Source organism: Sporosarcina sp. NCCP-2716, assembly GCF_023707985.1.
In the GTDB taxonomy this organism is placed as follows: Bacteria; Bacillota; Bacilli; order Bacillales_A; family Planococcaceae; genus Sporosarcina.
In genome coordinates, this window is sequence record NZ_BRCF01000007.1 from 52,609 (window position 1) to 76,301 (window position 23,693).

The following is a 23,693-nucleotide window of genomic DNA, read 5'->3' on the forward strand; positions in this document are numbered from 1 at the left end:
CATGCGAGGGGGAACAGCAAAAAACGCCCCGGCAGCCGAGACGTTCCTGCTCATCCGAGGTCATGCCCCGTGACGATGATATAACCGATCAAAAAGACGTTCAGTATGATGATGACGACCGTGCTCGCCCAGGCGAGCACTTTGACGGGCAATGAGTTGACGAAGCTGCCCATCTTCCGTTTGTCACTCGTGAACAGCACGAGCGGCACGACCGCGAACGGCAGCGCCAGACTGAGCACGACCTGGCTCCACAGCAGCAGCTCCCCTGTCCCTTTCGATCCGGCGATCCAGGTCACAATGAATGCCGGGATGACCGCGAGCAGCCGGGTGATGAGCCGGCGCAGCCACGGCCGGATCTTCAGGTGAATGAACCCTTCCATGACGATCTGTCCGCTGATCGTGCCGGTGATCGTCGAGTTCTGCCCCGATGCCAACAGCGCAACGGCAAACAGCGTACTTGCGATGCCGACGCCGAGTGTCGGGCTGAGCAGTTCATACGCCGCTTCGATTTCCGAGACGTCAAGAGAGGTTCCGTAAAACGCCGCGGCGCCGAGGATGAGAATCGCCGAGTTGATGAGGAACGCGACGGTCAGCGAGAAACCGGAGTCGATGAGTGAGAACTTGATCGCTTCCTTTTTCCCCGCTTCGGTCCGCTTGTAATTCCGTGTCTGGACGATCGATGAATGCAAGTACAGATTGTGCGGCATGACGGTCGCCCCTAAGATCCCGAGTGCGATGAACAGCATGCCCGGATCCATCACGATTTCCGCCTGCGGCACGAATCCCGCGAACAGATCCGCGAGTTCCGGCTTCGAGGCGATCACTTCAACGACGAACACGACAAAGATCGTCGCCATCAGCACGATGACGATCGACTCGATGATGCGGAACCCTTTGCTCTGCAAGTAAAGCAGCAGCAGGACATCGAGTGTCGTGATGGCGATGCCCCATAACAGCGGGATGCCGAACAGCAAGTTGAGGGCAATCGCCGAACCGATCACTTCCGCGAGATCCGTCGCGATGATGGCCAGTTCGGTGATGAGCCAGAGGAATACTGACATCTTCTTACCGACTGACGCACTTGTCGCCTGCGCCAGATCCTTACCTGTCACGATGCCGAGCTTCGCGGAAAGCGACTGAAGCAGCACCGCGATCAGATTGGAGATCAGGATGACGCTGAGCAGGATGTAGCCGAAGCGCGCCCCGCCGGCAATGGACGTCGCCCAGTTGCCCGGATCGACATAGCCGACCGCGACGAGCGAGCCCGGTCCTGCAAAGGCGAACAGCTTCCGCCAGAACCCTTTCTTATTTTGCACGTCGACCGTGCTGTTGGCCTCTTCAAGGCTGACCCCCGAGCTTTCGCGGAGCCAGCCGTCTTTTTTCTCTCCCATACGCCACCCCCGTTTTTCCCTTGTGCAACTTTTTCCGTCTGCCTGACATTCGATTTTCTTGATGTAACCTAACATACCACGTTTCCCAGTTCTTAAACAGCGTCCCCGCTCAAGTAATTTCAGCCGATGACCGGTCCGCCCCTTGCGCTTTGGCAGCCGGCCGGCCCTGTTGAACGGCAAAAGTCCGGACAGCCGAATTCCTTTGGCTGTCCGGACTCCATCACGTGTTTCATTTTCATGAATCCAGATCGATCTGCACAAGCGTGCGCCCATCCGGCTCCATACTGTACAGCTTTACGTCCGAGTCATTCCGTCCGAATGCCTCGTCGGCCATGAAATACACACGGCCGTCCATCCCGTAGATCGGAGTTCCGGCATATGCATGCAGCCGGGTCAGCTTTTCGATTTGCTGCGTTCCCCAGTTGTAGGAGAACAGCTCATACTCCAGGAAACCATCCTCATCCGTCCCGGCAATCGCCTGGTAGATGAGTTCGGACCGCTCCGGGATGAGGACGAAATCGTACAGGTCCGCCGTGTCTTCCGGGATGCTGATGACGAGCTTCCGGTCGGGATCCGAAAGCGGGATTTTGAAGATGCGTCCGACCGCATCCACTTCCTCCGCCGTTCCCCGTCCGCCCGTTTCCTCATCCATCTGCACATAGACGGCTTCCTCTTCGGCGGATACTTGCAGTGACGACATGCTCTGCCTGTCCATATCAGTATGCTTTTCGTGCTGTCCGCGTGCCAGGTCGTAACTGTGGACATCGAAGCCATACGGATAGAGCATCGCGCCTGGTGAATAATCCGAGAACCGGTCCGCCTGTAAATAGAACAGGCGATCCGCCGCTTTCGGGTCCATCACAAGTTCGGTGATGACCGCATCCGCCGAGAACAGCTTTCCACTTTCGCCGGTCAGCCGGTCCAGCCGGAACACCGTGCTCCGGCTCTCCGTCCCGAGCTCCTTGTCAGACACAGCATACAGCACGCTCTCCCCGTCGGCGGTGATGGCAATATCCAGTATGGAACGATCCGTCGGCAGCTGGACGAGCAGTTCATTCACATCAGACTTCACACTCAGCGACGGCTTGCCGTTCTCCTGGGTGACGTAGGCGATCGTCCCGTCTGCCGCCACATCGAACTGTCCTGTCAGCCCGTCCTCTTTCTCCGCTGCAGGCACGCGATACAGTACACCAAGGATGAGACAGGCGCTCGTCAGGAAGGTGACCGCCGCCATCATCCAGCTTCTTCGATTCATAGCCATCCCTCCCCGACTGCCAGACTAATCCAGAGTATGTACAAAACTGCCGGCAGGATGAGCTGGAAAATGCCCAGGCAGATCACAAGCTTCCTGTCCGGCCGCTTCAGCAGGGCCGTCTGTATGGAATAGACGACGCTGAACAGCACAAACGGCACGGCCAGCAGCCAGATCGCCGTGTTTCCATCTTCGCTGAATAAGTAATAGTCATAGAAGTAACGGAGGGTGCCCGCAATCAGCAGCAGGCCGACGGATACGTTGACCGCATGCAGCACCCTTCCTTCCCCGGGAAGCCCGCCTTGCGCAGTGCCCGCGATCGCCAGTAAATACAGACTGATGACTGCAATTCCTGACAGCAGCCAGCCTGCAGCCGTGAATACAGGAACAGCCCGCATGCCTGTATCGGCTGCGAGCCACATCCCTGTTATGATTGCCGCCCCATTCAGAAGCACCAGTATTACAGCGAGCAGGGAACGCCATGATTTTACCGCCGGCCCCATCCCGACACAGAGCAGGGCCGCTCCGCATAGACTTGCAAATAAAAGCCAGCCCATATGCGCCTCCCCGGACCCGAACAGCGCGGTCAGATAGAGGGCATATGCAAACAGAAGCGAGCCGGCCGACAGACTCACGAGCAATCGATTTCGTTTCCCCGTCATGGACAAACCCCACCTTACACCTTACGTACTTTCCATTCAGCGTACCATTCCGGCAGCCGGGTGACAATGCTTCGTTTTCGGCAGGAACCAGAGTTTCTGAGAGCGGATCAATCTGCAGCGCCTCTGAGCGGCACTTGCTCAGTTTCGCTGCCGTTCAGCTCCATGCGGAACAGCGTATAGTCCGGCTGGCGCCCTGCGAAGTTATAGTCGACCATATAGTAAAGTTTCTGATCGGCCCCATACACTGGACGGGCTGCATGTTCTTTCTGGAAGGTAAGCCGTTCGGTCTGCATTGTTCCCCAGTTATAGCCGAACAATTCGTATTCGTAGATTCCGCGGTCATTCGTACCGGCGACAGCCTGGTAAATCAGCGTCGTATGGTCCGGAATCAGTGCGAAGTCGTACAGGTCGCCGGTTTCCATTGGCATAAAGATAATTTTCGGCTGATCCGGGCGGTCGAGTGGTATTTGGAAAATACGCTGGTTCGCTTCATACAACTCTTCAGGGGTTGTAGATTCCAGATCGTTATCCATCTGCACATAGACCGCCTGTTCTATACCCGAAACCTGCAGTGATGCCATACTGTACTTCTGCAGTTCAGTCAGCCGGTGATGCTTCTTTTTTGCGATATCGTACGTGAAAATATCAAATTCATGGGGATACTCGGCCGCCACAGGTGAGTAGTTCGTGTAAACTCCTGCCTGCAAATAGAATAACCGGTTGGGCTCCCCTTCATCCATCGCTAGTTCTGTAATGATTGCGTCTTCTTCGAACAAGACAACATCCGTACCCTCCATGATATCGACTTCATGCACAATACTGCCGCTTCCATCAGTCATTGTTTTGTCGGTGCTTACATAGAACAGCTTTTTCCCTCCCGGCAGCATGACGATATCCGAAATTGACTGATCGGCTGGCAGTTGGGCGGCCTGTGTCTCTTTGTCTGCCTTCACATAGATTGTCGGTTTGCCATCTTCATAGGTCACGTAACCGACTGCGCCGGAGTCCGCAACATCGTATACACCTGTCAGCCCTTGCTGCTTCTCATCATCCGGTACCTCATAACTGAAACCGAGAGACACACAGACGGCGGTTGCCAGCACGATAGCCGCCGCGGATACATAAAGTTTTTTCATTGCTGGGCGCCTCCTCTGACGGTGAGTATCCATAAGCCGAACAGCAGGAACGGCATGGCGAGCTGCAGCGCCGCCATCACGTATGCAGGCCACTGCCGGCCGCGCTTCAGCAGTATCAACTGAAGTGCATAGACGATTCCCCAGACGGCAGCCGGTATAGCGAGTATCCATAGCCGCAAATAGCCTTCCGATGCGAAGATTAGAAACATATACAGGAAGAATAGCGTGCCGCAGACGAGCACGATCCCCATGAACAAGTTGAAATAATGGATTATTTTCGTCTCCGTCCTCACGTTCATTGCCGTTGCCGGAACGTCATAGATCGTCGTACGGAAGATTAGGACGACAGCAAGCAGAAGGACAGCCGCTATCCAGATACCGAACACCGCAGAATAGGGTGGTATCAGATCCAGCGCGAGCAGCAGACCCGCCCCCATGACGGTGATGTGAAGGACGAGCAGCGTGTTCATGACCGCCCGGCGGTTCAGCAGAACGACAGGTCGCAATGTCAGGAACAAAAGTGCCGAACTCGTCGCCACGCCGAGCAGCAGCCACCCATAATGCCAGTCTCCCATGACGAAGAGCTGGCTCAAGTAGAGTCCGTACGTCATCAGCAAGGACATGATGCTGAGTGTCAGCAGCATTTCACGACGATACGGATACATGGCATGCTGCAGCTTCCTCCCTACGTACTTGCCGTCTCCGAAATGCGTCATTGCCATTTCAGCTGCTTCCTCCTCGGAATACCCATTTTCTTGATAGTCGGATGCCGCACATTCCAGATGGACGACCAATTCTTCGAACAGATCCTCACGCTCTTCGCGGCTGCAGTCCGTCTCATGTACAACCGCTTTGACGAACCGTTCAAACGCCGTATTCATAGCAGACCTTCCGAACTTTTGTGGACGAGCGCATTCATCCAGTCCCAATTCTCTTTCTTCTCAGCAAGTGCCTTGGTCCCTTCGTCCGTCAGCTGATAATATTTCCGTCGGCCGCTTTCCGTCTGCTGCCAGTAAGACGTCACCCATGTCTTTTTCTCCAGTCGCTTCAAGGCGGCATACAATGTTCCTTCGCTCATCTCATACGTATCTTCGCTAAGTTCCTTCAGCACCTTAACCATCTCATAACCATACATATCGCGGCGGCCGATCAGAGACAGGATGAGCAAGTCGACGCTGCCTTTCATCATTTCCTGATCCATTCCAATCACCTCTTCCCAGTTTTCCCTTCACCCTCGCAATGCAAGGGTGTTCTTATCTACTATCTTATTGCAATGTACATCGCATTGCAAGGTTGTTCAGATAAAAACGCCTGCTGTCCAAGGGGTGGACAGCAGGCGATCTGCTTACAATGCGCCACGGACCGTTTTCCTATAGTAGCCGACGGTCAGGAAGGCGAAGATCAGGTAGATCACAATATACAGGCCCATGGCGATCACGGTCGGAATAGTGATATCCGACATGAAGAGGAACGACGCGGAACGGATGGCGAAGATCGAGTGAAGAAGACCGATCATCAGCGGCAGCCCGAAGACGAACAGCTGTTTCTTCACGATCCCTTTCATGATTTCACTGGTGCCGAAACCGAGCTGGCGGAGCGTTGTGTAACTTGCCTTCTCCTGATCCGCTTCTGTCATCTGTTTGAAATACAGGATGCTGCCCGTCGAAATGAGGAAGACGAGGCCGAGGAACCCGGCGATGAAGATCATAAGGCCGCTCGACTGGATGGATTGGTGATATTGCGTATAGTAGTCATTTTTCGCTCCGTCACTCGGAATGCTTCCATACAGTTCCGTCGCGGCTTCCAAGTCATCGGAATTGTCAAGCCGGAAAACGGAAGCCGTCTTCAGCGGCTCCCCCGCCACCTTTTTCAGCGCTTCGAACCGTTCATCGCTGACGACGAGCGTTTCATGGAAATCGAGTGTATTGAACGCGTTCCCTTCTGCGAACTTCTCCACTTGGACCGTCTCGTCTACACTGCCAGGCGCCACTGTCAGAGCAGCCGGCACTTCTGCCGTTTTTAGCAGCCAGTACAGCGGTCCGTCGAGCACGGTCCCTGACTGAGGGCTCACGAGGGATACGGGATGTCCTGCTTCTTTCATCTGCCGCTCACTGACGACGCGGAGCGATACCGTTTCATCGAGGAAGATCGGGTTAGGCGCCTTGTCGTAGAGTCCATCTATATAAAGCTCTTCGACATCTGTAGTTTCAAAAGAAATGCCTTCCTTCTTGAGTGCTTCCCGAAACTGATCAGCTGCGGCAGCATCGTCTTCGAACATGTAATCATACGGTTCCATCAGCCGTGTCTCTTTTTCAGCGGAGTAGAAGAGCGAATAGGCAGCGCCTAGCATCGTCAGTGTCATCGCGGACAGGACGGTGATGATCGTCAGCGAATTCGCATTCGACTTCATGCGGTGCATGAGCGGGGCAAGCGACAGGCTGTCTGTCAGGCCGAGATGACCTCCTTTTGCGAGCCGGATCCGGTAGAGCAGCCAGCCGATCGTCACCCGGAACAGGAGATACGTGCCGAGGATGACGGAGGCGAGCACAGCCAGCATGTTGACGAACAGCAGCGCATTCAGCATGCGCCCCGACAGCCAATAGCCGAACGCAATCAGCAGGATTCCGAGTATGGCAAGAATCGCTGAAATACCGGGCTTCGGCTTTTTAACAGCTTCCCCCGTCCGTTCGCTGTTGAACAGGGAGATAAGCGTACTGCGCTTGACGGCGAATGCCATCTGCAGCGAGGTGAGGATGAGCAATAAGAGGAATACGACAGCCGTCTGGACAACCGCAGCCCCCGAAAACGTCATGGTCAGCACACCTTCGACGCCGACCAGCTTCATGAGCAGCAGCAGGAAGATACGGGAGACGAGAAGCCCTGTGACGATGCCGACAGCCAGTGCCCCGATACCCATGAGCAGATTTTCCATGATCAGCATCCGGCTCACAGTGAACTTGGAAAGGCCGATCAGCTGATACAGTCCGACTTCCCGGCTTCTGCGCTTCAGGAAGATTGAATTTGCATAGAGGACGAAAACTCCGGAGATGAACAGCAGGAGGATGCCCGCGACCTTGAACGTCGCAGCCATATTGAACGACGCCCCTGTCCGTTCCGCCACGCTCCCGTCATGCTGCAGTGACGCGAAGACGAAATACAGCACCACACTGACGATCATCGCAAAGAAATACAGATAGTAATGTTTCAGGTTCTTCCGCATACTGCGGACGACCAGGTCAAAGAGCGTCAACGCTGTCACCCCCGAGAATCCCCTGGACTTTCAGGATCTCCTGGAAGAACTGCTGTCTCGTCTGATCCCCTCGATATAGTTCGGAATAGATCTTGCCGTCTTTCAGGAAGACGACCCGGCTGCAATAGCTCGATGCGACAGGATCATGGGTCACCATCATGATCGTCACGTTCCGCTCACGGTTCACCTGCTCAAGCGTACCGAGCAGGGAAGCGGCTGATTTCGAGTCGAGCGCACCCGTCGGCTCATCCGCGAACACGATGGACGGCTCATGGATGAGCGCCCGCGCGGCAGATGTCCGCTGTTTCTGCCCGCCTGAAATCTCATTCGGATATTTGTCCGCCAGATCAGCGATGCCGAGAATACGGGCAATCGATTTGAATTGATCTTCTGCAACGACCCGCTTGACCTTGCCGACCGAAATCGGCAGCAGGATGTTCTCTTTAATGGTCAGCGTGTCGAGCAGGTTGTAATCCTGGAAGATGAACCCGAGCTGATCCCGGCGGAACTGGGACAGCTTCCGGTCATTCATAGTTGATATCGGCGTGCTGCCGATCGTGATGGACCCTTCTGTCGGGCGGTCGATCGTCGCCAGCACATTCAGGAGTGTCGTCTTGCCTGCCCCTGAAGGACCCATGATTCCGACGAATTCCCCCTCCATCACGCGCAGATCGATCCCTTTCAAGACGTGCTGGATCTGTTTGCGGGTCCCGAATGACTTGCGGAGGGATTCCGCATGCAGCATTGTTTGTAGTTGTGTCATGTTCGTGCCTCCCTGTTTTTCTTATATATTCACTTTACGGCAGAAAAACAGAAGGGTCGTTCGATTTGCATGACAAACCCGGACGGCAACCTTACAATTTTGTCACTTGCGCGTCGCATCGAACTCATTTTCCATAGGAAACGTCATGATCATCTCGGTGCCGAAGCCGAAATCGGACTGCACGCGCAGCTGGATTCCGAGCTTCTCGGCTGACTGCCTTGCCAAGAACAACCCGAGCCCGGTCGCGGCGTTATGGATCCGTCCGGCACTTCCTGTGAACCCTTTGTCGAAAATCCGAGGCTGTTCGTGTGCCGGGATTCCGGGTCCTTCGTCTTTGATATGGAGACTCAGCCGGCCAGCATCGTCATGTACGGCCGTTATCCAGATCGTTCCGCCTGGCGGGCTGTACTTGACGGCATTCGTCAGCAGCTGCCTGATGATGAACCGGCACCACTTTGCGTCGGTGACAGTATTCCCCGGCTCATCTGCGAGATCGATCGCAATGTTGTGTTCCAGGCACCACGGCATCAGATGACGGATCTCGTCCGTCGCCAGCCGCTTGATGTCCGCCTCTTCCAGTACGTAATCCGCTTCGAGCGACGGCAGCCGTGATAAGTACAGCTGCTGATCGACCAGCAGGCTGATCCGCAGCCACGATGCCTCCACTTTGCGCATTGCGTCATCTGTTCGGTTGGCATCGATGACGAGCTTCATGGCCGTCAGGGGCGCTTTCACTTCGTGCACCCATGCTGCCGTGTCATTCTGTCGGCTTCGGACAGCTGCCTGTAGCCCGGCAGCCTGCTCCATATAAGTCCGGTCAAGCCGGCGGAGCAGATCGGAAATCACCGTCTGCCCGTTCGACTGGGCAGCCGGCAGCTTCTCCAGCCAGTCTTCCTCCAGTTCCCGGGTCAGTTCCTGCAGGGCCCGCACATATGCAGTCTCTTTACGGTAACGCCAGCTGAAAAAGAGGAAAAACGCCACAAGCAGCAGCCCGTTCAGATACAGCACGGAAGTCATCGGGAGAGCGAGCCCTGCATCGAGGAACAGAAGGAGGTCAACAAGCAGCAGGGAACCGGCATACAGACCGATCCAGCCGGCACGGTCACGGATATAGCCGTTCAGCATGCCGGCCCTTCCTTGACCGTGACTGCCATGTAGCCCATCCCTTTCTTCGTGAGGATCGCCTCACCAAGCCCCAGTTCCCCGAGTTTCTGGCGCAGCCGGGTGACATTCACGGTGAGCGTATTGTCATTGACGAACCGCTCGTCGTCCCAGAGCCGCCGGATCAGTTCATCCCTCGGAACGATCGTGTCCGCGGATTCCACCAGGATGGTCAGGATGTAGAATTCGTTTTTCGTCAACTCCACTTCCTGACTGTCCCTTCTGATCACACTTTTCTTCATGTCGATAACCGTCCCGTTCCACAGCAGACTGTCTGCCGCTTCATCGATTTCGCTGTACGCATAGGCCCGCCGCAAGGACGCCTGGATCTTAGCAAGCAGGACATCCATGTGGAATGGTTTCTGGACATAGTCGTCCCCGCCCATATTCATCGCCATGATCATGTCCATCGGATGGTCGCGCGACGATAGGAAAATAATCGGCACATTCGACACTGCCCGGATTTCCCGGCACCAGTGGAACCCATCATATGCCGGCAGCTGGATATCCAAGATGACGAGCTGCGGCTGGATCTCAAGGAAATCAGTCATCACGTCCTGGAACGTCTGCGGGTTTTCCACACGGTAGGACCACTGTTCCAGATGTTCCTTCAGGGAGCCGAATATCGCCTCGTCATCCTCCACGACAAAAATCGTTCCATTCATAGTCATGCCCCTTCCTGAAGACGGTTCAGCACGTGCAGTGTATCCATGACATGCTGGAGGAAAACCGGCATTTCGTTCATATTTTCTTCGGTCAGCCGTTTCTGGAAAACGGCATCGATCGTATTCTGCATGTTGTGCGGCCGCTCTCCGAATGTATAGCTGACGGTCTGGCTAAGTTCGATTTCGCCCTCCCAGATCGAGCCGAATACGTGCTCGATCGCTGGGCACTCATCATCAGGATTGGCGCACGCTTTCGTAAAGCGCAGTGCAAGCGTACAACCAGGCTGTGAATTCGGAAGGTCCATGATTTCTCCCGCCAGGTCCTTCACCCCGGCGCGCAAGATGAGGGAGGCTTCGATCTCAGGCTTGTCTTTAAGCACAAAGACCAGTACAAATTTACGGGCAAGAACAGCAAAGTCCATGACGTCCTCCCGATCATGGATTTCGATCATCTCTTCGATCGCCTCGTAGTCATACAACTGGTTTTCCAATGCAACTTTCAAGTTGTCAAATATGGTCGGATCATACATGTTCTCCTGTTCCCCTTCCCCGTCGTCTGTATTGCGGTTTTCACACCACTTTAACTTGAACCTTCTTCCTGTTAGTGTACCATTTTTCCCGTCGCGAGAGCTCTGGAATATCGGCATCTCGGCTTCATGGGAGTTTGTCCGTTCACTGTCCAAACATGGTATACTTGAAATATGCACAAAAGGAGGTGAGACGAGTGAGTGAAGTACTGTTACAGCAGATCCTGTCCGAATTGAAAGATGTCAAAACGGGGCAGCAACGGGCGGAAAAACGATTCGACACGATCGATGAGCGGCTTAACGCAATGGACGCACGGTTTGATGGCATCGATAAAAGGCTGGATGCTATGGATAAGCGGTTCGACAGTATGCAGGGACAGATCGATTCCATGCAGACTCAAATGAACGGTATGCACGGGCAGATTGATTCCATGCAGACTCAGATGAACGGTATGCAGGGGCAGATTGATTCCATGCAGACACAAATCACAGACCTGCAAAGCCAGGCGGACCGAATCGAAGCACGCCAAGAGACTATCTTTGAACAGACCGCTTTCCTCAGTGAGTTCAAGGAAAAGACTGTCGTAAGATTGGAGAACACTGCCACAAAAGATGACTTGCAGTACATCGAAGCCAAACTGATGGAACATGATCGTGAATTATTCAACTTGAAAAAGCGGGCCTAGCTGATCCCCTATCACAGCTGGAAAATGCCCGCTCCTTCCCTGACTTTCCCGTTACCTGTATAATTTCCACTCCCTCACGCATCTTACCTTCTAGGAGGTGATATGCGATGGGCAGCAAAAACAACCCTAAAACGATGAATGAGCGGACACACAACCCATTCGATGCTTATCAGCACAAAGATCTTGACGCAACGAACAGCAATAGCAACAATCCACTCGACAACACGGATACGGAATTCGCTTCTGAGTTCGATGCGAAAGTGAAGAATAAAAATAACAAGACAAACCATGACAAGAACCAGCAATCGAACAAGAACTAGTCAAACAGCCGCATCCCATGCGAACCGAGTGGGATGCGGCTGTTTCTGCATATATGTCTCTCCTCCCTCTTACTGATGACGTGCTGCAGGCCTTTCGATCGAAAAACCGAATATATGAATCTTTCATTTTCCTAATCGAGTACACTAATCAGACGTACTTTTTTTGGAGGGGAAATAATTGAAGATGAACCCGTTTTTATCGATTTGGGGCCGCCCCACTGAAACCATCCGCTATGTGCTCAATCACAAAACGTTATCATACAGCTTTCTGCTGCTTGCCTTAGCTTCTTTGGCAATGGCGCCGATATCGGCGGCCCAATTTCTGTTCATCGAGGAAATTCCGGTTGCTGCTGTGGTGTTCTTCGCTGTGTTCGGCTTGTTCGCCGCGTCTCTCGCCGGCTGGCTGTTGTATACAGCGTTGTATACGTGGGTCGGCAAGTGGCTCGGCGGCACAGGCACCTTTACCCGGATGCTCTCGGTTGTCCCACTCGGATCACTGCCTCTTATCTGGATCATGCCTTTTTCGCTGTTGCTCGGCCTGTCACTCACAGTGCTTCGATTCACGGAGTCTGGATTCGCTGCCTCTTACGCCGTAGCCGCCTTGTTTCTCGGGCCGCTCCTCATGCTCATCATCATGGGGCTGTCGGTGTATGGTACCGTCATTTTGTCCAAAGGGATCGGTATCGTCCATGGATTTTCCGCCTGGAAAGGATTCGGCACGATCGCAATCATCCTAGGAATTTTCATCGCATTGTATATCGTCTTCATGATTGTCGTTTTTTCCCTGATCTTCTCGCTTTCCATGTAATGTGGCCCAAGAGCAAAACACATCTGTGCGAAAGTGCACAGATGCGTTTTTGTATGTATACAGTCCCCGAACCCACCCTCACGGCCCTTGCAAATTAGTGCGCGGTAGTGACAATGACAATCATTTGTACCGTTGTGACAGTACTGGGCATCAGCTGTCTGCGGTTTAAGCCGCAAAGCAGGCCCCGCTGCTTTTCGTAAGTCCAGCGTTCCCTGCTGGCGGGTCTGCACTCACCTTTGCAAATGGCCGCTACCGACTGCTCTCTATTCAATCTTCCAGATCGATCGTCCAGTTCATCCCCTGGATCTTCGTATCCATTTCGCGATACGCTTTAGAAAGCTGATCGACCTGCTTCTGGATCGCTTTCACATTGACGGTGCTGATGAACCGGATTTCCGTCTGGCTGTACCGATCCATGTGCAGCGAGGCCTCTTCGACCACTTTCGAAAGGAGCTGCCGCTGGTCGAACAGCTGATCACGTTCCGTAAGAGCATCTGCAAGGCTCCGCTCCGAGTCGAACGGGACATTGCAATTCGTCCGGTTGATGCGCTTGATAAGCGTCGTGAGCGCCTGCCTGATTTCCGCAAGTTCCGACAGCATCGCCACAGGATCCTCCGACGGGTCATCACCTTCCTGGACTTTCAGGTTCATATGGATCCGTTTCTTCAGCTGCTCGATCCGTTTCTGATAATCTGCGCGCTCAATCAGCGCCTCTGCCAGTTTCATAGTACCTGCCCCCTCCTTGCAGTCCTGCTGCTGCGTCATTTCTTCTTATTGCTAGTATACTCGTTATCCTCCGTGATGAAACCCATCACCACAGCGGTTCCTTATCCGGATCCTCGAGCTGCAGGTCGATATAGTACGGGACAAGAACATTCATGAGCAAGAAATATAAGATCAGGTACAAGGTCGAACCATACAGACTATTTTCAAAGAGGTTGGAAAAGACCAGCAACAGCGGTGTTCCTAAACTGAAAAAAGCTGTCACCCGCTGCGACTTCCTCGTCAGAAAAACTGCTGTGCCGCAGTGCGGGCAGTCCACTTTTTTCCCTCTCCAATACTTTTTCAAGGCTTGTTTCCGGCTCCATACTGTCCCGCATTCCGGACAGACCGGCAGCCCTTTTCCCCGTTTGTTCAAGCTCCGTTTCGCAAGAGTATATACGCTTATAAACAGGAGTACGAGCAGAACCGCCTTCACGGAATCATAGCCGAGCAGCTGGAGAAGGTTATCCGCTGTGCTGTCCGATGCCTGATGGACTTCAGCGGAGTCAGGCTTTCGAAGCCCGCCGGCTGCAAGTACCAGTGCGAGCAGGATCGACGCTGCAAAAACAACACGATAGCGCCAAACTGGATGTTTTCCTCTTCTCTTCGAAGCGGATTTCACGGTCCGTATCAGTTCGGTCCGGCGGTCATCCGAAAAGGAAATCGAATCGAGGTCTTCTTTCAGCCGTTTTTCAATCGAATCCATGTGTGAACCCCTCCTGTTCTTCCAACACTTTCTTCAACTGGCGGCGTGCCCTTTGCAGCCGTGTCCGGACGGTCGCTTCCGGACAGCCGAGGATGTCAGCGATCTCCACTGTCGTCCATTCGTCGTAATAATACAGGGCCAGCACTTCACGGTACGGCACTTTCAACGCAAGAAGAGCTTTCAGTACGTCATGGGACATCTCTTTTTCCGCCAGCAGACTTTCCGGACTGCGCTGCCTGCCAAGACCCGTAATGCGATCAGTGAGCACCATCCGTGTATACGCGAAACTCCGCAGATGATCATGGCTGCGGTTGACTGTCATGCGGACGAGGTAGGTTTTCAGCGAGCTGTCGTTTCGGAACTGCTCCGAATGCTGATAATGGCGGATGAAGACGTCCTGCACGATATCCTCAGCCGTCTTCTGGTCTTTCACATATACGAATGCGACGCGGAGCAGATAATCACTGTATTCCACGATCACCTGTTCAATCGTCCTGTTGTCCAAGCCAAGATCACCTGCCTTCCCTTCTATAGACGGAACCCCCTGTAATTCCGATTCACATTCCAATAAAAAACCTGCAGCTCCGTCCCTTTACAGAGCTGCAGGCAGTTCGTCACGAACAGGAAGCAGCGGCCATGTCGAGGTCCCGCTGCTGAATGAGTATATTCTTCTCGTTGTCCAGCTTGAATTCGATGCCCCGGTCGTCGAGGCAGTTGATCAGATAATCTCTTGAGATGTCATTCAGACTCTCACGGTCTGCATAGGGAATCCATTCACTTTTCTCATCCGCGCAGCCGCTGGCCAGCAAAATTCCCGCAAGGCTCAGTATAGGAAAGATCAGTATTTTCCTTTGTCCCATCTTTATCATTCTCCTTTTCGCAAGACCTCCTGGATATCGTGCGAAACGGATCCGGTTTCCTGCCATTCCTTTCAGTATAAGGAACACGCTGGACAAAATCCATGTGAATTTCGGCCAGTCCAGAAAGTCCGATGCCACTTGCTGCAAGCAGCGGACATAAACTAGGCACTTCCCTTATAGGAATCCATCGGCATACCGAGTACGATAGTGAGTGAGAACGATTATCAATTATTTTCTAGGAGGCAATCTATATGTCAACCATCACACTCGACCAACACGTCTCTGATATCGTCACGGCAACCCCTCAAAGTGCTGATCTGTTCCGCAGCCTGCGCATCGACTATTGCTGCGGCGGCAAGCTCCCTCTTCGCAAGGCAGCCATTGAGCGCGGCCTCGAACCGGAAGACGTGCTGGCACAGGTCTTGCAAGTCAGTGAAAAGCAGGAGACCCGCCAGCAGCTCGAACCTGCCTCTTTCGGAGAAAAGACGCTGATCGCCTTCATCCAGGAAAAGTATCATGCCGGCTTGCGCGAAGAGCTGCCGCTGCTCGCTCCTTATATTACGAAGGTGGCACGTGTCCATGGCGATCATCATTCCCATCTTCTGCGTGTCCAGGAGATTTTCAAGCTGCTCCGCTCGGAACTGATCGATCATACGGATGACGAAGATGCAAATGTCTTCCCGCTGATCCTCGATTATCTCGATGCGCCGACAGCCGCCAAAAAAGAGTCGCTTGCGCCACACGTCACCGAACTCGAACAAGAGCATGACAATGCCGGGCGTCTTCTCCATGAACTGCGCGAAATCACGGACAACTTCACACCGCCCACAGAGGCATGCGGCACGTACCGCCTCGTCTATGCGCGGCTCGAGCAATTCGAAAAGGAAACGTTTGAACACGTGCATCTGGAAAACAATGTTCTGTTCGAGCGCGTGCGAGCAGCCTTGTAAAAAAAGACTGCGAACCTTCCGTCAAGGCGGGCCGCAGTCTTTCACTTATTTTTTCCGTCCCGCGTACTGGATGACACAGGATTGGCCGTTGTGGCCGGAACCTTCATGCCGCTCGACTTCCTTCTTCTCAAGACGGAGGGTTCCCCAACCGCCGAAGGCATCGAAATCCTTGAGACTGTATAAGTAGTCCTCTTCCTTCGGTCCGCCTGTCCCGTACGTCAGCTGTTCTTTTGCGTACACTTCCGTGATGAACAGCCCGCCCGGTTTCACGGTTTTGCGCACACCTTCGAGCACTTGTTTCCGCAGTTCGGATGGGAAATGACCAAACACGCAGATGACTGCATCGTAGCGGTCTTCCGGCCATTCCGCTTCGGCCAGGTCTTTCAGTTCTGTCGTAAGTTCCACACCATTCTCTTCCGCGAGCTGCTGCGCTTTGACCAGTCCGGATTCAGCAAAGTCCCAGATTGTTACATGATTGCCGCGGCCAGCCAAGTAGACAGCGTTACGCCCTTCGCCTTCCGCGATTGCCAGGATGTCCGGTCCCGGCGCGAACAGTTCTTCTGCTTCCCGGATGAATTCATTCGGTTCTTTGCCGAATACGAATTCCTCGGTGTCAAATCGCTTTTGCCATTTATTCATCTGCCCACTGCCTTTCCATCTGATTATGCTTATGCTTTACTTCTCCATCTGTATCGTATCATGGAGTAAGGAGGGCGGCAGGTCAGACGGCTCCCACTTTCAGTCCGTCTGTCCGGACAAACCGGATGATCAGTTCCGCTACGACCAGACTGTATACGAAATGGCTTGCTGTCCAATAGGCCCAGGCAGCCGGATCATCTGCAGAAGGCGGCAGTTCTGTCAGCAGGGTGAGGAAATACAGGATGCCGCTGCCCGCCGTGTAGACAGCGGCATAGGCCCAGATCGAGTATTGCCAGCCGAACAGCGCCAGCACGTAATACAACCCGATGACACTCGCGATGCAGAATACGAAATGAAAGGCAAGCCCGAATCCAGGGACATGCTGGAAGACATGGATGACTGGCCAGTAATCCACGTTATACAGCAGGATGTACGCGTCGTTTCCCGTTATAGCATGGATCAGCTGCATGAGCGCTGCCAGAACCGCTCCGCCTGCCACTCCGATGCCGGCCAGCTGGATAAATCGTCTCATCGCAAACTCCCTTTCTATGTCATGTTGCTCCTCTATTCCCCATCCCCTTCTGCGGATAAACAGCGGAATACCATCCGTTTTTTTTTCGTCATCCGCCTCTTCGCTTGCCTGTTCGTTCATCATGTGATATAGTTGTGAATAGAAAATTTTTAAATATGGCCGATCTGTATAACCTCGATAATATGGTTCGAGGGTCTCTACCAGGAACCGTTAAATCCTGATTACAAATTTCTATTTGTAATCGGGATTTTTTTATTTTCAGAAAACAGTCAGGCCCCTGTCTTAGGAGGAGATCAGTTGGACTTTCGTATACTTTTATTAGCCATCTCTGCCATCACCGTCGGGCTGGTGGAGCTCGTGGTCGGCGGCATCCTGCCGGTCATCGCAGAGGATCTGGACATCTCGATCGCGACTGCGGGGCAGCTCATTACAATCTTCGCCCTCGTGTATGCCATCGCGGGTCCTGTCCTGCTGTCGCTCACTGCGAAATTCGAACGAAAGAAATTATTCATCATCACGCTGTCCTTATTTTTCATCGGCAATGTCATGACCGTTCTCAGTCCGAACTTCGCGCTCATGATGGCGGCCCGTGTCCTTACAGCGGCCAGTGCAGCGCTCGTCATCGTCCTGGCGCTGACCATCACCGCACGCATCGCCCACCCGAGCAAACGGGCGAAAGCGCTCGGTTACATCTATATGGGGATCAGTTCATCCCTCGTCCTCGGTGTGCCGATCGGCATCGTCATCACGAATGCGTTCGGCTGGCGGACCGTTTTTGTCGGCATCGCTGTGCTGACGGTCGGTTCGATCGTGCTCATCAGCCGGTTCTTCGAGAAGATCCCGGCTGGTGACGTGCAGCCGCTGAGCGAACAGCTGAAAGCACTCGCCAACAAGAAGATCATCTTCGCTCATCTCGCAACGATGTTCATGCTGGCAGGCCATTATACGGTGTACGCCTACTTCACGCCGTTCCTCGAGACGACGATGCACCTCGATCCGTCCTGGATCAGCGTGTTCTACTTCCTGTTCGGCATCGCTGCAGTCGGCGGCGGTGCGTTCGGCGGAAGTCTGGCGGCCCGTCTCGGTTCGAAGAGAAGTATCCTGATCATTCTTGCTGCGTTTTCGGTCAGCTTGTTCATCCTGCCTTTATCGACTGCCGCAATGCCGGTCTTCATCGTCGTCATGATGGTGTGGGGGGCACTGAGCTGGGCGCTGGCACCTGCGCAGCAGGATTATATCATCCAGGCCGACCCGGTTTCCTCGGATATCCATCAGAGTTTCAACAACTCGGCGCTGCAAGTCGGCATCGCGCTCGGCTCCGGCATCGGCGGGATCGCCTTCAGCCATACCGGCAGTGTCACAAGCATGCCGGCGGTCGGCGGGTCGATCGTCATCGTCGCTTTCGTCTGTGCAGCGGTGTCACTGTCGATGGCTGTGAAAACACGCCAACCCGCTCATGCACCGGTTTCGCAGACTGCGGAACGGACCCATTGAAAAAACGTGCTGGCCCTTATACAGGGACAGCACGTTTTTTCAATTAACTTCCTATTTTCAAGCTTTTCTTTTGCTGGCGGAGGACAGAGAGGATACTCATTGCGGCGAGCAGGCTCGTTTTCGGGTTCGCTGCCATGGGCTCATTGTCGACTGTCAGCCGCATGCTCCCGAATGTCCCTTCAGCTTCGATCGTATGGGAGTTCCGGCTTGCTTTCGGATCCGTGATGACCCGGACGCGTGTGGCTTCCATCCCGATTCCTGCGAGAGCCAGGACAATCGCCACATTGACGTTCTTCGGAAATTTCACGATCGCCTCCCTGGCGCTGCCGTCGAACAGCACTGTTTCCTGAGTGATCTGCTCCAAACCGAGGGATGCCGGGGATTTCCTGGTGGTGATCCGGACACTGTCGAGACCGCCTGCCGCGTTCGCCGACTGTAATAGATCCAGGCCGCCGATTGCACCGGAGGGCAGATGGACTGAAGTTCCGTTGGCTGCCGCCCTTTCCTGCAGTTCACCGAGGAGTTTTGGATCCTGCAGGGCGCCGATACTCCCGATCACCAGATCCTTTCCGCTGTCCGCCACTTGCAGTGAATAGCGGCGGGCCGCTTCCACACTCGCCGCCTCGACGACCAGGTCAAGCGGTCTCGCGAGGAATTCCGCGATATCCGTATCGAACTCCACGCCGAACCTGCTGCTGAGGCGGCGGCCCGTTTCAGGATTCCGTCCGAATATCGCAATGATCCGCATATTATCCCTTTCATCCCCATTCACCTGTCTCACCAGATATTCCGCGATTGCACCGGTCCCAATAACCCCGATGTTCATGTCATCATCCTTTCCAGAGCATATTTAATTCTTCCTATTCTTAAAACCTTATATTTCTAATAACTTAAAAGCTATGTATATAGTCATGATAGCACCATTTGCTCCGCGCCGGGAAATCTTATGCTCACCGGTAAAAACAAGATAAGAACCTTTTGTGACATGGATATTCAGCTGTTGTAATCTTTTTTTCAGGGGACTATTATAGATTTCATGAAGCCGGTATTTTACATTTAATTGAAAACTATAGCTATTTGAATATACTTTGACTTTCAAACAGTTAAGGTGCCGGCTAACCTAATTTATTTGAGAGGAGTACCGACATGAAGAAGAAACGGGCCGCTTTTTTGCTCTTTGCTGTAACTTCGATTTTACTTGCCGGATGTGATAATCCGCTGCTCATATTCGACCCGAAAGGTCCTCAGGCGGAGACGATCTCCAGCACGATCCTATTCTCCATTGCCATGATGGCGGGGATCCTGCTAGTCGTTTACGTTCTGTACACAGTCGTCTTGCTGAAATATCGCGCTTCTAAGCAGGATGAATCATACGAGCCTCCGCACGAGGAAGGGAACAAATGGCTTGAACTGATCTGGACAGCGATCCCGGTCGTCATCGTCATCATCCTGTCTGTCGTGACGGTCACTTCCACAAGTTCAGTGGAACAGAAGTCCACTGTCTACGCAGATCAGAAACCGCTTGTCATCTATGCGTCTTCTTCGAACTGGAAATGGCACTTCAGCTATCCGGAGGAAGGGATCGAGACTGTGAACTATGTCAACTTCCCGGCTAACCGTCCGATCGAGTTCCGTCTCTATTCATACGGGCCAATCACCAGTTTCTGGATCCCTCAGCTTGCGGGACAGAAATATGCGATGAGTGACATGGTGACAAAGATCAACATGTCTGCGAACGTCCCTGGTTCATTCATGGGGAAAAACTCGAACTTCAGCGGGGAAGGATTTGCGAAGATGGAGTTTGAAGCACAGGCACTGACTGATGCTGACTACAAAGAATGGGTACGTGACGTCAAAGCGACAGCACCTGCATTGACTGAAAGTGAGTTCGACAGCCTGCTGAAAGCAGAACACGTCGGCCGCAAAACATATTCTTCGAACCACCTGAGCTTCCGTCCTGCCCCAGAAGGCAAGAACAGCGGCCATCACCACGGCAGTATGGATGATGAAGGCGATATGGACATGGACATGGATATGGATATGGATATGGAGGGACAGCATGATGGACATTAAAATGATCAGCCGCATGCCTCTCTCTGCAGTTTCGCCAGTTATCGAAAGGAGCTCAACGCTATGAAATGGGACGAATTTTTCGTAACCGGAGAACCGATGATCTATGCAGCGATGGTCAGTATCGTCGTTGTCTCTCTCGCGATCCCGATTGCGCTCACCTACTTTAAAAAATGGAATTGGCTGTGGACGAACTGGCTGACGACGGTCGATCACAAGAAGATCGGCGTCATGTATATCCTCGCCGCCCTGCTGATGCTGTTCCGCGGAGGCGTTGACGCGCTTCTCATGAGAGCACAGACGGCAGTTCCTGATAATGGCCTGTTGGACGGCCAGCATTACAATGAAATCTTTACAACACACGGGGTCATCATGATTCTCTTCATGGCGATGCCGTTCATCATCGGACTGATGAACGTCGTTATTCCGCTCCAGATCGGTGCGCGCGACGTTGCATTCCCCCGTCTGAACGCAGTCAGCTTCTGGCTGTTCTTCGCGGGTGCCATGCTGTTCAATATTTCGTTTGTCATCGGCGGATCGCCTGATGCTGGATGGTCGGCGTACTTCCCGCTTGCGAGCATTGAATTCAGCCCGACCGTCGGGAATAACTATTATGCCATCGCACTGCAGATTGCCGGTATCGGTACGCTGCTGACAGGTATCAACTTCCTCGTCACGATTCTGAAAATGCGTGCGCCAGGCATGACACTCATGAAGATGCCGATGTTTACATGGTCGGTTTTGATCACCAATGTCATCATCGTGTTTGCCTTCCCTGTATTGACAGTTGCGCTTGCACTTATGACTCTCGACCGTCAGTTCGGCACACAGTTTTTCGCCATGCAGAGCGGCGGGATGGATATGCTCTGGGCCAACTTGTTCTGGGTGTGGGGCCATCCTGAAGTTTACATCGTTGTTCTGCCGGCCTTCGGTATTTACAGCGAGATCATTGCCACGTTTGCACGAAAAAACCTGTACGGCTACAAATCGATGGTCGTCAGTATGGTCGCCATTTCACTGCTTTCATTCGTCGTCTGGGCCCATCACTTCTATACAATGGGTCACGGCGTCATGGTCAACAGCGTCTTCTCCATTACAACGATGGCGATTGCTGTACCGACCGGTGTTAAAATATTCAACTGGCTGTTCACGCTGCGAAAAGGGAAGATCAGTTTCACGACTCCGATGCTCTATTCGCTCGCGTTCATTCCGATCTTTACAATCGGTGGTGTGACAGGTGTCATGCTTGCTATGGCGAGCGCTGACTATCAGTACCACAATACAATGTTCCTGGTCGCCCACTTCCACTACGTACTGATTCCGGGTACCGTCTTTGCGGTCATTGCCGGATTCCACTTCTGGTTCCCGAAAGTATTCGGTTTCCGTCTGAACGAGAAACTCGGGAAATTGGCGTTCTGGTTCATCATCGTCAGCTTTAACGTGACGTTCTTCCCGCTCTTCATCCTCGGATTGAACGGAATGACACGCCGGATGTATACGTATTCGGCAAGCACGGGCTATGGCGCGCTTAACATGCTGTCCATGGTAGGAGCTGTCGGTCTTGCGATTGGTTTCATCATCCTCGTATACAACATTTACTGGAGTGTCCGCTACAGTCCGCGCGATACGAACGGCGACCCTTGGGACGGGCGTTCGCTCGAATGGAGCACGCACAGTCCAGTACCGGAATATAACTTTGCGGTGATTCCGCAGGTGAACCGCCTGGATGCATACTGGTTCGCCAAAAAAGAAGGAAAACCATTGGCGGATACGGTGTACGAGCCGATCCATATGCCGAATAACAGCGGTCTGCCGGTCATCATGGGGGCACTGTTCTTCTTCTGGGGCTTCTTCATGGTATTCAGCTGGTGGATCCCTGCGATTCTGTCATTCGCGGTCATTATCGCTCTGATGGCATACCGGTCATTCGAGAAAGACCACGGTCATTACATCTCTGTCGAAGAAATTGAACGTACAGAAAATGCATATCGAGGTGAACAGCATGAAAATTGATCATACAGTGCCGATGGAATACAGCACTGAAGAGAACAAGATGAAGATCCTCGGTTTCTGGATCTTCCTCGGGGCGGAGATCGCCCTCTTCTCTACTTTGTTCGCTGTGTATTTCACATTGCAAAGCAATACGAAAGTCGGACCTTCCGCCACAGACCTGTTCCACCTGAGCCCGGTCATGATTGAAACGATCCTTCTACTCACGAGCAGTTTCACGATTGGGCTTGGCATCCATGCGATGCGGCTCGGTCTGAAAAAACCGATGATGACCTTCTTCGGAATCACCTTGCTGCTCGGCGCCGGATTCCTTGGTGTCGAAGTATATGAATTCGTCACGTACATCAGCGAAGGCGCGACAATCCAGACGAGCGGCTTCCTGTCAGCGCTCTTCACCCTGCTCGGCACACACGGACTGCACGTCACGTTCGGTCTGCTATGGGGCGGCGCCATCGTTGCGCAAGTCGCGAAACGCGGCTTCACGCCTGAAACGTCGAATAAGGCGTTCATCTTCTCTTTATATTGGCACTTTCTTGACGTCGTCTGGATCTTCATCTTCAGCTTCGTCTACCTGAAAGGACTGATGGGATGATGAAACAGCTATTTCCGGCTCAGCATGTCATGGGCTTCCTGTTCTCGCTGCTGCTCTCACTCATCGCGCTCGTTGTCGTCTGGTTCGACTTGTCGTTCACTGCAGGCATCACGATCCTCATCGTCACAGCACTTGTGCAGGCCGGCCTTCAGCTTTTCCTGTTCATGCACGTAAAGGAAAATGCCGAAAGCAAAACACTGTATTTGAATATCTTATATGCCCTGTTCGTCGGACTCGTCACCATTTTCGGGACGCTGTTCGCGATGCATTGGGGATATATGGTGAGATGATCACCGGGACAGGATCCGTGCAGACGGATCCTGTTTTTTAGGTACCTGTGCGTCACACAATTCAGGAACTTTTCAGAATAGTTTCGGAGTTGTGTGACACACAGGTACCGGTTTTCCCGGTTTTACGGCGGCCCTCTCGGCAGGCGTCAGGTTTCCCCTTGCCTGTT

27 protein-coding genes and 1 riboswitch are annotated in these 23,693 nt (G+C 53.3%); of the genes, 9 read left to right on the forward strand and 18 right to left on the reverse strand.

The window, feature by feature from the left end:
• Positions 1-50: 50 nt before the first annotated feature.
• The 11 genes from NFU03_RS10935 to NFU03_RS10985 form a co-directional block, all read right to left on the reverse strand.
• Positions 51-1,391: an Nramp family divalent metal transporter gene (locus NFU03_RS10935; RefSeq protein WP_251638635.1), complete on the reverse strand. Its 1,341-nt coding sequence runs from the start codon at positions 1,389-1,391 to the stop codon at positions 51-53.
• Between the two features lie 235 nt (positions 1,392-1,626).
• Positions 1,627-2,646 (reverse strand): hypothetical protein, encoded by a 1,020-nt coding sequence (locus tag NFU03_RS10940; RefSeq protein ID WP_251638637.1) that lies wholly within the window; start codon positions 2,644-2,646, stop codon positions 1,627-1,629.
• Complete coding sequence (locus NFU03_RS10945; protein WP_251638639.1) at positions 2,643-3,305, reverse strand: hypothetical protein; 663 nt, start codon at positions 3,303-3,305, stop codon at positions 2,643-2,645. Before NFU03_RS10945 ends, NFU03_RS10940 begins: the two co-directional genes overlap by 4 nt.
• Positions 3,306-3,412: 107 nt before the next feature.
• Entirely contained in the window at positions 3,413-4,441 is a 1,029-nt protein-coding gene (locus tag NFU03_RS10950) for a hypothetical protein (RefSeq protein WP_251638641.1), read from the reverse strand.
• Positions 4,438-5,322 (reverse strand): permease prefix domain 1-containing protein, encoded by an 885-nt coding sequence (locus NFU03_RS10955; protein WP_251638643.1) that lies wholly within the window; start codon positions 5,320-5,322, stop codon positions 4,438-4,440. The genes NFU03_RS10950 and NFU03_RS10955 overlap by 4 nt, the downstream gene beginning before the upstream one ends.
• Positions 5,319-5,642 (reverse strand): PadR family transcriptional regulator, encoded by a 324-nt coding sequence (locus NFU03_RS10960; RefSeq protein WP_251638645.1) that lies wholly within the window; start codon positions 5,640-5,642, stop codon positions 5,319-5,321. The genes NFU03_RS10955 and NFU03_RS10960 overlap by 4 nt, the downstream gene beginning before the upstream one ends.
• Before the next feature lie 144 nt (positions 5,643-5,786).
• On the reverse strand, positions 5,787-7,700 hold the full coding sequence (locus tag NFU03_RS10965; RefSeq protein ID WP_251638647.1) for an FtsX-like permease family protein: 1,914 nt from the start codon (positions 7,698-7,700) through the stop codon (positions 5,787-5,789).
• Positions 7,678-8,454, reverse strand: a complete 777-nt coding sequence (locus NFU03_RS10970; RefSeq protein ID WP_251638649.1) for an ABC transporter ATP-binding protein — start codon at positions 8,452-8,454, stop codon at positions 7,678-7,680. Before NFU03_RS10970 ends, NFU03_RS10965 begins: the two co-directional genes overlap by 23 nt.
• Before the next feature lie 102 nt (positions 8,455-8,556).
• Positions 8,557-9,579, reverse strand: a complete 1,023-nt coding sequence (locus NFU03_RS10975; protein ID WP_251638651.1) for a sensor histidine kinase — start codon at positions 9,577-9,579, stop codon at positions 8,557-8,559.
• On the reverse strand, positions 9,573-10,280 hold the full coding sequence (locus NFU03_RS10980) for a response regulator transcription factor (protein WP_251638653.1): 708 nt from the start codon (positions 10,278-10,280) through the stop codon (positions 9,573-9,575). Before NFU03_RS10980 ends, NFU03_RS10975 begins: the two co-directional genes overlap by 7 nt.
• A gap of 2 nt (positions 10,281-10,282) precedes the next feature.
• Complete coding sequence (locus NFU03_RS10985) at positions 10,283-10,810, reverse strand: hypothetical protein (protein WP_251638654.1); 528 nt, start codon at positions 10,808-10,810, stop codon at positions 10,283-10,285.
• Between the two features lie 194 nt (positions 10,811-11,004).
• Between NFU03_RS10985 and NFU03_RS10990 the strand changes: the two genes are divergently transcribed.
• The 3 genes from NFU03_RS10990 (at position 11,005) to NFU03_RS11000 (ending at position 12,621) form a co-directional block, all read left to right on the forward strand.
• A complete protein-coding gene (locus NFU03_RS10990) occupies positions 11,005-11,493 on the forward strand; it encodes a hypothetical protein (protein WP_251638656.1) in 489 nt (162 codons plus the stop codon).
• A gap of 107 nt (positions 11,494-11,600) precedes the next feature.
• A complete protein-coding gene (locus NFU03_RS10995) occupies positions 11,601-11,813 on the forward strand; it encodes a hypothetical protein (RefSeq protein WP_251638658.1) in 213 nt (70 codons plus the stop codon).
• A gap of 184 nt (positions 11,814-11,997) precedes the next feature.
• Entirely contained in the window at positions 11,998-12,621 is a 624-nt protein-coding gene (locus NFU03_RS11000) for a YIP1 family protein (protein ID WP_251638854.1), read from the forward strand.
• Between the two features lie 267 nt (positions 12,622-12,888).
• Here the strand turns inward: NFU03_RS11000 and NFU03_RS11005 are convergent, their stop codons facing one another.
• The 4 genes from NFU03_RS11005 to NFU03_RS11020 all read right to left on the reverse strand — a co-directional run bounded on the left by NFU03_RS11005 (position 12,889) and on the right by NFU03_RS11020 (position 14,949).
• On the reverse strand, positions 12,889-13,347 hold the full coding sequence (locus NFU03_RS11005; RefSeq protein ID WP_251638659.1) for a DIP1984 family protein: 459 nt from the start codon (positions 13,345-13,347) through the stop codon (positions 12,889-12,891).
• An 85-nt stretch (positions 13,348-13,432) separates the two neighbouring features.
• On the reverse strand, positions 13,433-14,089 hold the full coding sequence (locus NFU03_RS11010) for a TIGR04104 family putative zinc finger protein (RefSeq protein ID WP_251638660.1): 657 nt from the start codon (positions 14,087-14,089) through the stop codon (positions 13,433-13,435).
• Positions 14,076-14,594, reverse strand: a complete 519-nt coding sequence (locus NFU03_RS11015; protein WP_251638661.1) for a sigma-70 family RNA polymerase sigma factor — start codon at positions 14,592-14,594, stop codon at positions 14,076-14,078. Before NFU03_RS11015 ends, NFU03_RS11010 begins: the two co-directional genes overlap by 14 nt.
• 109 nt (positions 14,595-14,703) lie before the next feature.
• On the reverse strand, positions 14,704-14,949 hold the full coding sequence (locus tag NFU03_RS11020; protein WP_251638662.1) for a hypothetical protein: 246 nt from the start codon (positions 14,947-14,949) through the stop codon (positions 14,704-14,706).
• Between the two features lie 251 nt (positions 14,950-15,200).
• Here NFU03_RS11020 and ric point away from each other — a divergent pair, with 251 nt between their 5' ends.
• The gene (gene ric, locus NFU03_RS11025; protein ID WP_251638663.1) at positions 15,201-15,899 is read left to right on the forward strand and encodes an iron-sulfur cluster repair di-iron protein; all 699 of its coding nucleotides are present in this window, start codon (positions 15,201-15,203) and stop codon (positions 15,897-15,899) included.
• A gap of 45 nt (positions 15,900-15,944) precedes the next feature.
• Here the strand turns inward: ric and NFU03_RS11030 are convergent, their stop codons facing one another.
• Both NFU03_RS11030 and NFU03_RS11035 read right to left on the reverse strand, forming a co-directional pair.
• Complete coding sequence (locus NFU03_RS11030) at positions 15,945-16,538, reverse strand: class I SAM-dependent methyltransferase (RefSeq protein ID WP_251638664.1); 594 nt, start codon at positions 16,536-16,538, stop codon at positions 15,945-15,947.
• 82 nt (positions 16,539-16,620) lie between these two features.
• The gene (locus NFU03_RS11035) at positions 16,621-17,070 is read right to left on the reverse strand and encodes a hypothetical protein (RefSeq protein WP_251638666.1); all 450 of its coding nucleotides are present in this window, start codon (positions 17,068-17,070) and stop codon (positions 16,621-16,623) included.
• 144 nt (positions 17,071-17,214) lie between these two features.
• Positions 17,215-17,314: riboswitch (purine riboswitch) on the forward strand.
• A gap of 53 nt (positions 17,315-17,367) precedes the next feature.
• On the opposite strand from NFU03_RS11035, the gene NFU03_RS11040 reads away from it, so the two are divergent.
• Entirely contained in the window at positions 17,368-18,564 is a 1,197-nt protein-coding gene (locus tag NFU03_RS11040; RefSeq protein ID WP_251638669.1) for an MFS transporter, read from the forward strand.
• Between the two features lie 43 nt (positions 18,565-18,607).
• On the opposite strand, the gene nadX is transcribed toward NFU03_RS11040, so the two are convergent.
• On the reverse strand, positions 18,608-19,390 hold the full coding sequence (gene nadX, locus NFU03_RS11045; protein ID WP_251638671.1) for an aspartate dehydrogenase: 783 nt from the start codon (positions 19,388-19,390) through the stop codon (positions 18,608-18,610).
• A 320-nt stretch (positions 19,391-19,710) separates the two neighbouring features.
• Between nadX and qoxA the strand changes: the two genes are divergently transcribed.
• From qoxA to qoxD, 4 genes are read left to right on the forward strand one after another with little or no spacing between them, the layout of a single operon-like run.
• Positions 19,711-20,637, forward strand: a complete 927-nt coding sequence (qoxA, locus tag NFU03_RS11050; protein ID WP_251638672.1) for a cytochrome aa3 quinol oxidase subunit II — start codon at positions 19,711-19,713, stop codon at positions 20,635-20,637.
• 60 nt (positions 20,638-20,697) lie between these two features.
• The gene (gene qoxB, locus NFU03_RS11055; protein WP_251638673.1) at positions 20,698-22,647 is read left to right on the forward strand and encodes a cytochrome aa3 quinol oxidase subunit I; all 1,950 of its coding nucleotides are present in this window, start codon (positions 20,698-20,700) and stop codon (positions 22,645-22,647) included.
• Positions 22,637-23,236, forward strand: coding sequence for a cytochrome aa3 quinol oxidase subunit III (qoxC, locus tag NFU03_RS11060; protein WP_251638674.1), 600 nt, complete (start codon positions 22,637-22,639; stop codon positions 23,234-23,236). Before qoxB ends, qoxC begins: the two co-directional genes overlap by 11 nt.
• The gene (gene qoxD, locus NFU03_RS11065) at positions 23,236-23,526 is read left to right on the forward strand and encodes a cytochrome aa3 quinol oxidase subunit IV (protein ID WP_251638675.1); all 291 of its coding nucleotides are present in this window, start codon (positions 23,236-23,238) and stop codon (positions 23,524-23,526) included. The genes qoxC and qoxD overlap by 1 nt, the downstream gene beginning before the upstream one ends.
• The last annotated feature ends 167 nt before the right edge of the window (positions 23,527-23,693 follow it).

Coding starts and splice junctions, on each gene's coding strand:
- NFU03_RS10935 (WP_251638635.1), bottom strand. CDS start 1,391: ATGGGAGAGAAAAAAGACGGCTGGCTCCGCGAAAGCTCGGGGGTCAGC.
- NFU03_RS10940 (WP_251638637.1), bottom strand. CDS start 2,646: ATGAATCGAAGAAGCTGGATGATGGCGGCGGTCACCTTCCTGACGAGC.
- NFU03_RS10945 (WP_251638639.1), bottom strand. CDS start 3,305: ATGACGGGGAAACGAAATCGATTGCTCGTGAGTCTGTCGGCCGGCTCG.
- NFU03_RS10950 (WP_251638641.1), bottom strand. CDS start 4,441: ATGAAAAAACTTTATGTATCCGCGGCGGCTATCGTGCTGGCAACCGCC.
- NFU03_RS10955 (WP_251638643.1), bottom strand. CDS start 5,322: ATGAATACGGCGTTTGAACGGTTCGTCAAAGCGGTTGTACATGAGACG.
- NFU03_RS10960 (WP_251638645.1), bottom strand. CDS start 5,642: ATGGATCAGGAAATGATGAAAGGCAGCGTCGACTTGCTCATCCTGTCT.
- NFU03_RS10970 (WP_251638649.1), bottom strand. CDS start 8,454: ATGACACAACTACAAACAATGCTGCATGCGGAATCCCTCCGCAAGTCA.
- NFU03_RS10975 (WP_251638651.1), bottom strand. CDS start 9,579: ATGCTGAACGGCTATATCCGTGACCGTGCCGGCTGGATCGGTCTGTAT.
- NFU03_RS10980 (WP_251638653.1), bottom strand. CDS start 10,280: ATGAATGGAACGATTTTTGTCGTGGAGGATGACGAGGCGATATTCGGC.
- NFU03_RS10985 (WP_251638654.1), bottom strand. CDS start 10,810: ATGTATGATCCGACCATATTTGACAACTTGAAAGTTGCATTGGAAAAC.
- NFU03_RS10995 (WP_251638658.1), top strand. CDS start 11,601: ATGGGCAGCAAAAACAACCCTAAAACGATGAATGAGCGGACACACAAC.
- NFU03_RS11000 (WP_251638854.1), top strand. CDS start 11,998: ATGAACCCGTTTTTATCGATTTGGGGCCGCCCCACTGAAACCATCCGC.
- NFU03_RS11005 (WP_251638659.1), bottom strand. CDS start 13,347: ATGAAACTGGCAGAGGCGCTGATTGAGCGCGCAGATTATCAGAAACGG.
- NFU03_RS11010 (WP_251638660.1), bottom strand. CDS start 14,089: ATGGATTCGATTGAAAAACGGCTGAAAGAAGACCTCGATTCGATTTCC.
- NFU03_RS11020 (WP_251638662.1), bottom strand. CDS start 14,949: ATGGGACAAAGGAAAATACTGATCTTTCCTATACTGAGCCTTGCGGGA.
- ric (WP_251638663.1), top strand. CDS start 15,201: ATGTCAACCATCACACTCGACCAACACGTCTCTGATATCGTCACGGCA.
- NFU03_RS11030 (WP_251638664.1), bottom strand. CDS start 16,538: ATGAATAAATGGCAAAAGCGATTTGACACCGAGGAATTCGTATTCGGC.
- NFU03_RS11035 (WP_251638666.1), bottom strand. CDS start 17,070: ATGAGACGATTTATCCAGCTGGCCGGCATCGGAGTGGCAGGCGGAGCG.
- nadX (WP_251638671.1), bottom strand. CDS start 19,390: ATGAACATCGGGGTTATTGGGACCGGTGCAATCGCGGAATATCTGGTG.
- qoxA (WP_251638672.1), top strand. CDS start 19,711: ATGAAGAAGAAACGGGCCGCTTTTTTGCTCTTTGCTGTAACTTCGATT.
- qoxB (WP_251638673.1), top strand. CDS start 20,698: ATGAAATGGGACGAATTTTTCGTAACCGGAGAACCGATGATCTATGCA.
- qoxC (WP_251638674.1), top strand. CDS start 22,637: ATGAAAATTGATCATACAGTGCCGATGGAATACAGCACTGAAGAGAAC.
- qoxD (WP_251638675.1), top strand. CDS start 23,236: ATGAAACAGCTATTTCCGGCTCAGCATGTCATGGGCTTCCTGTTCTCG.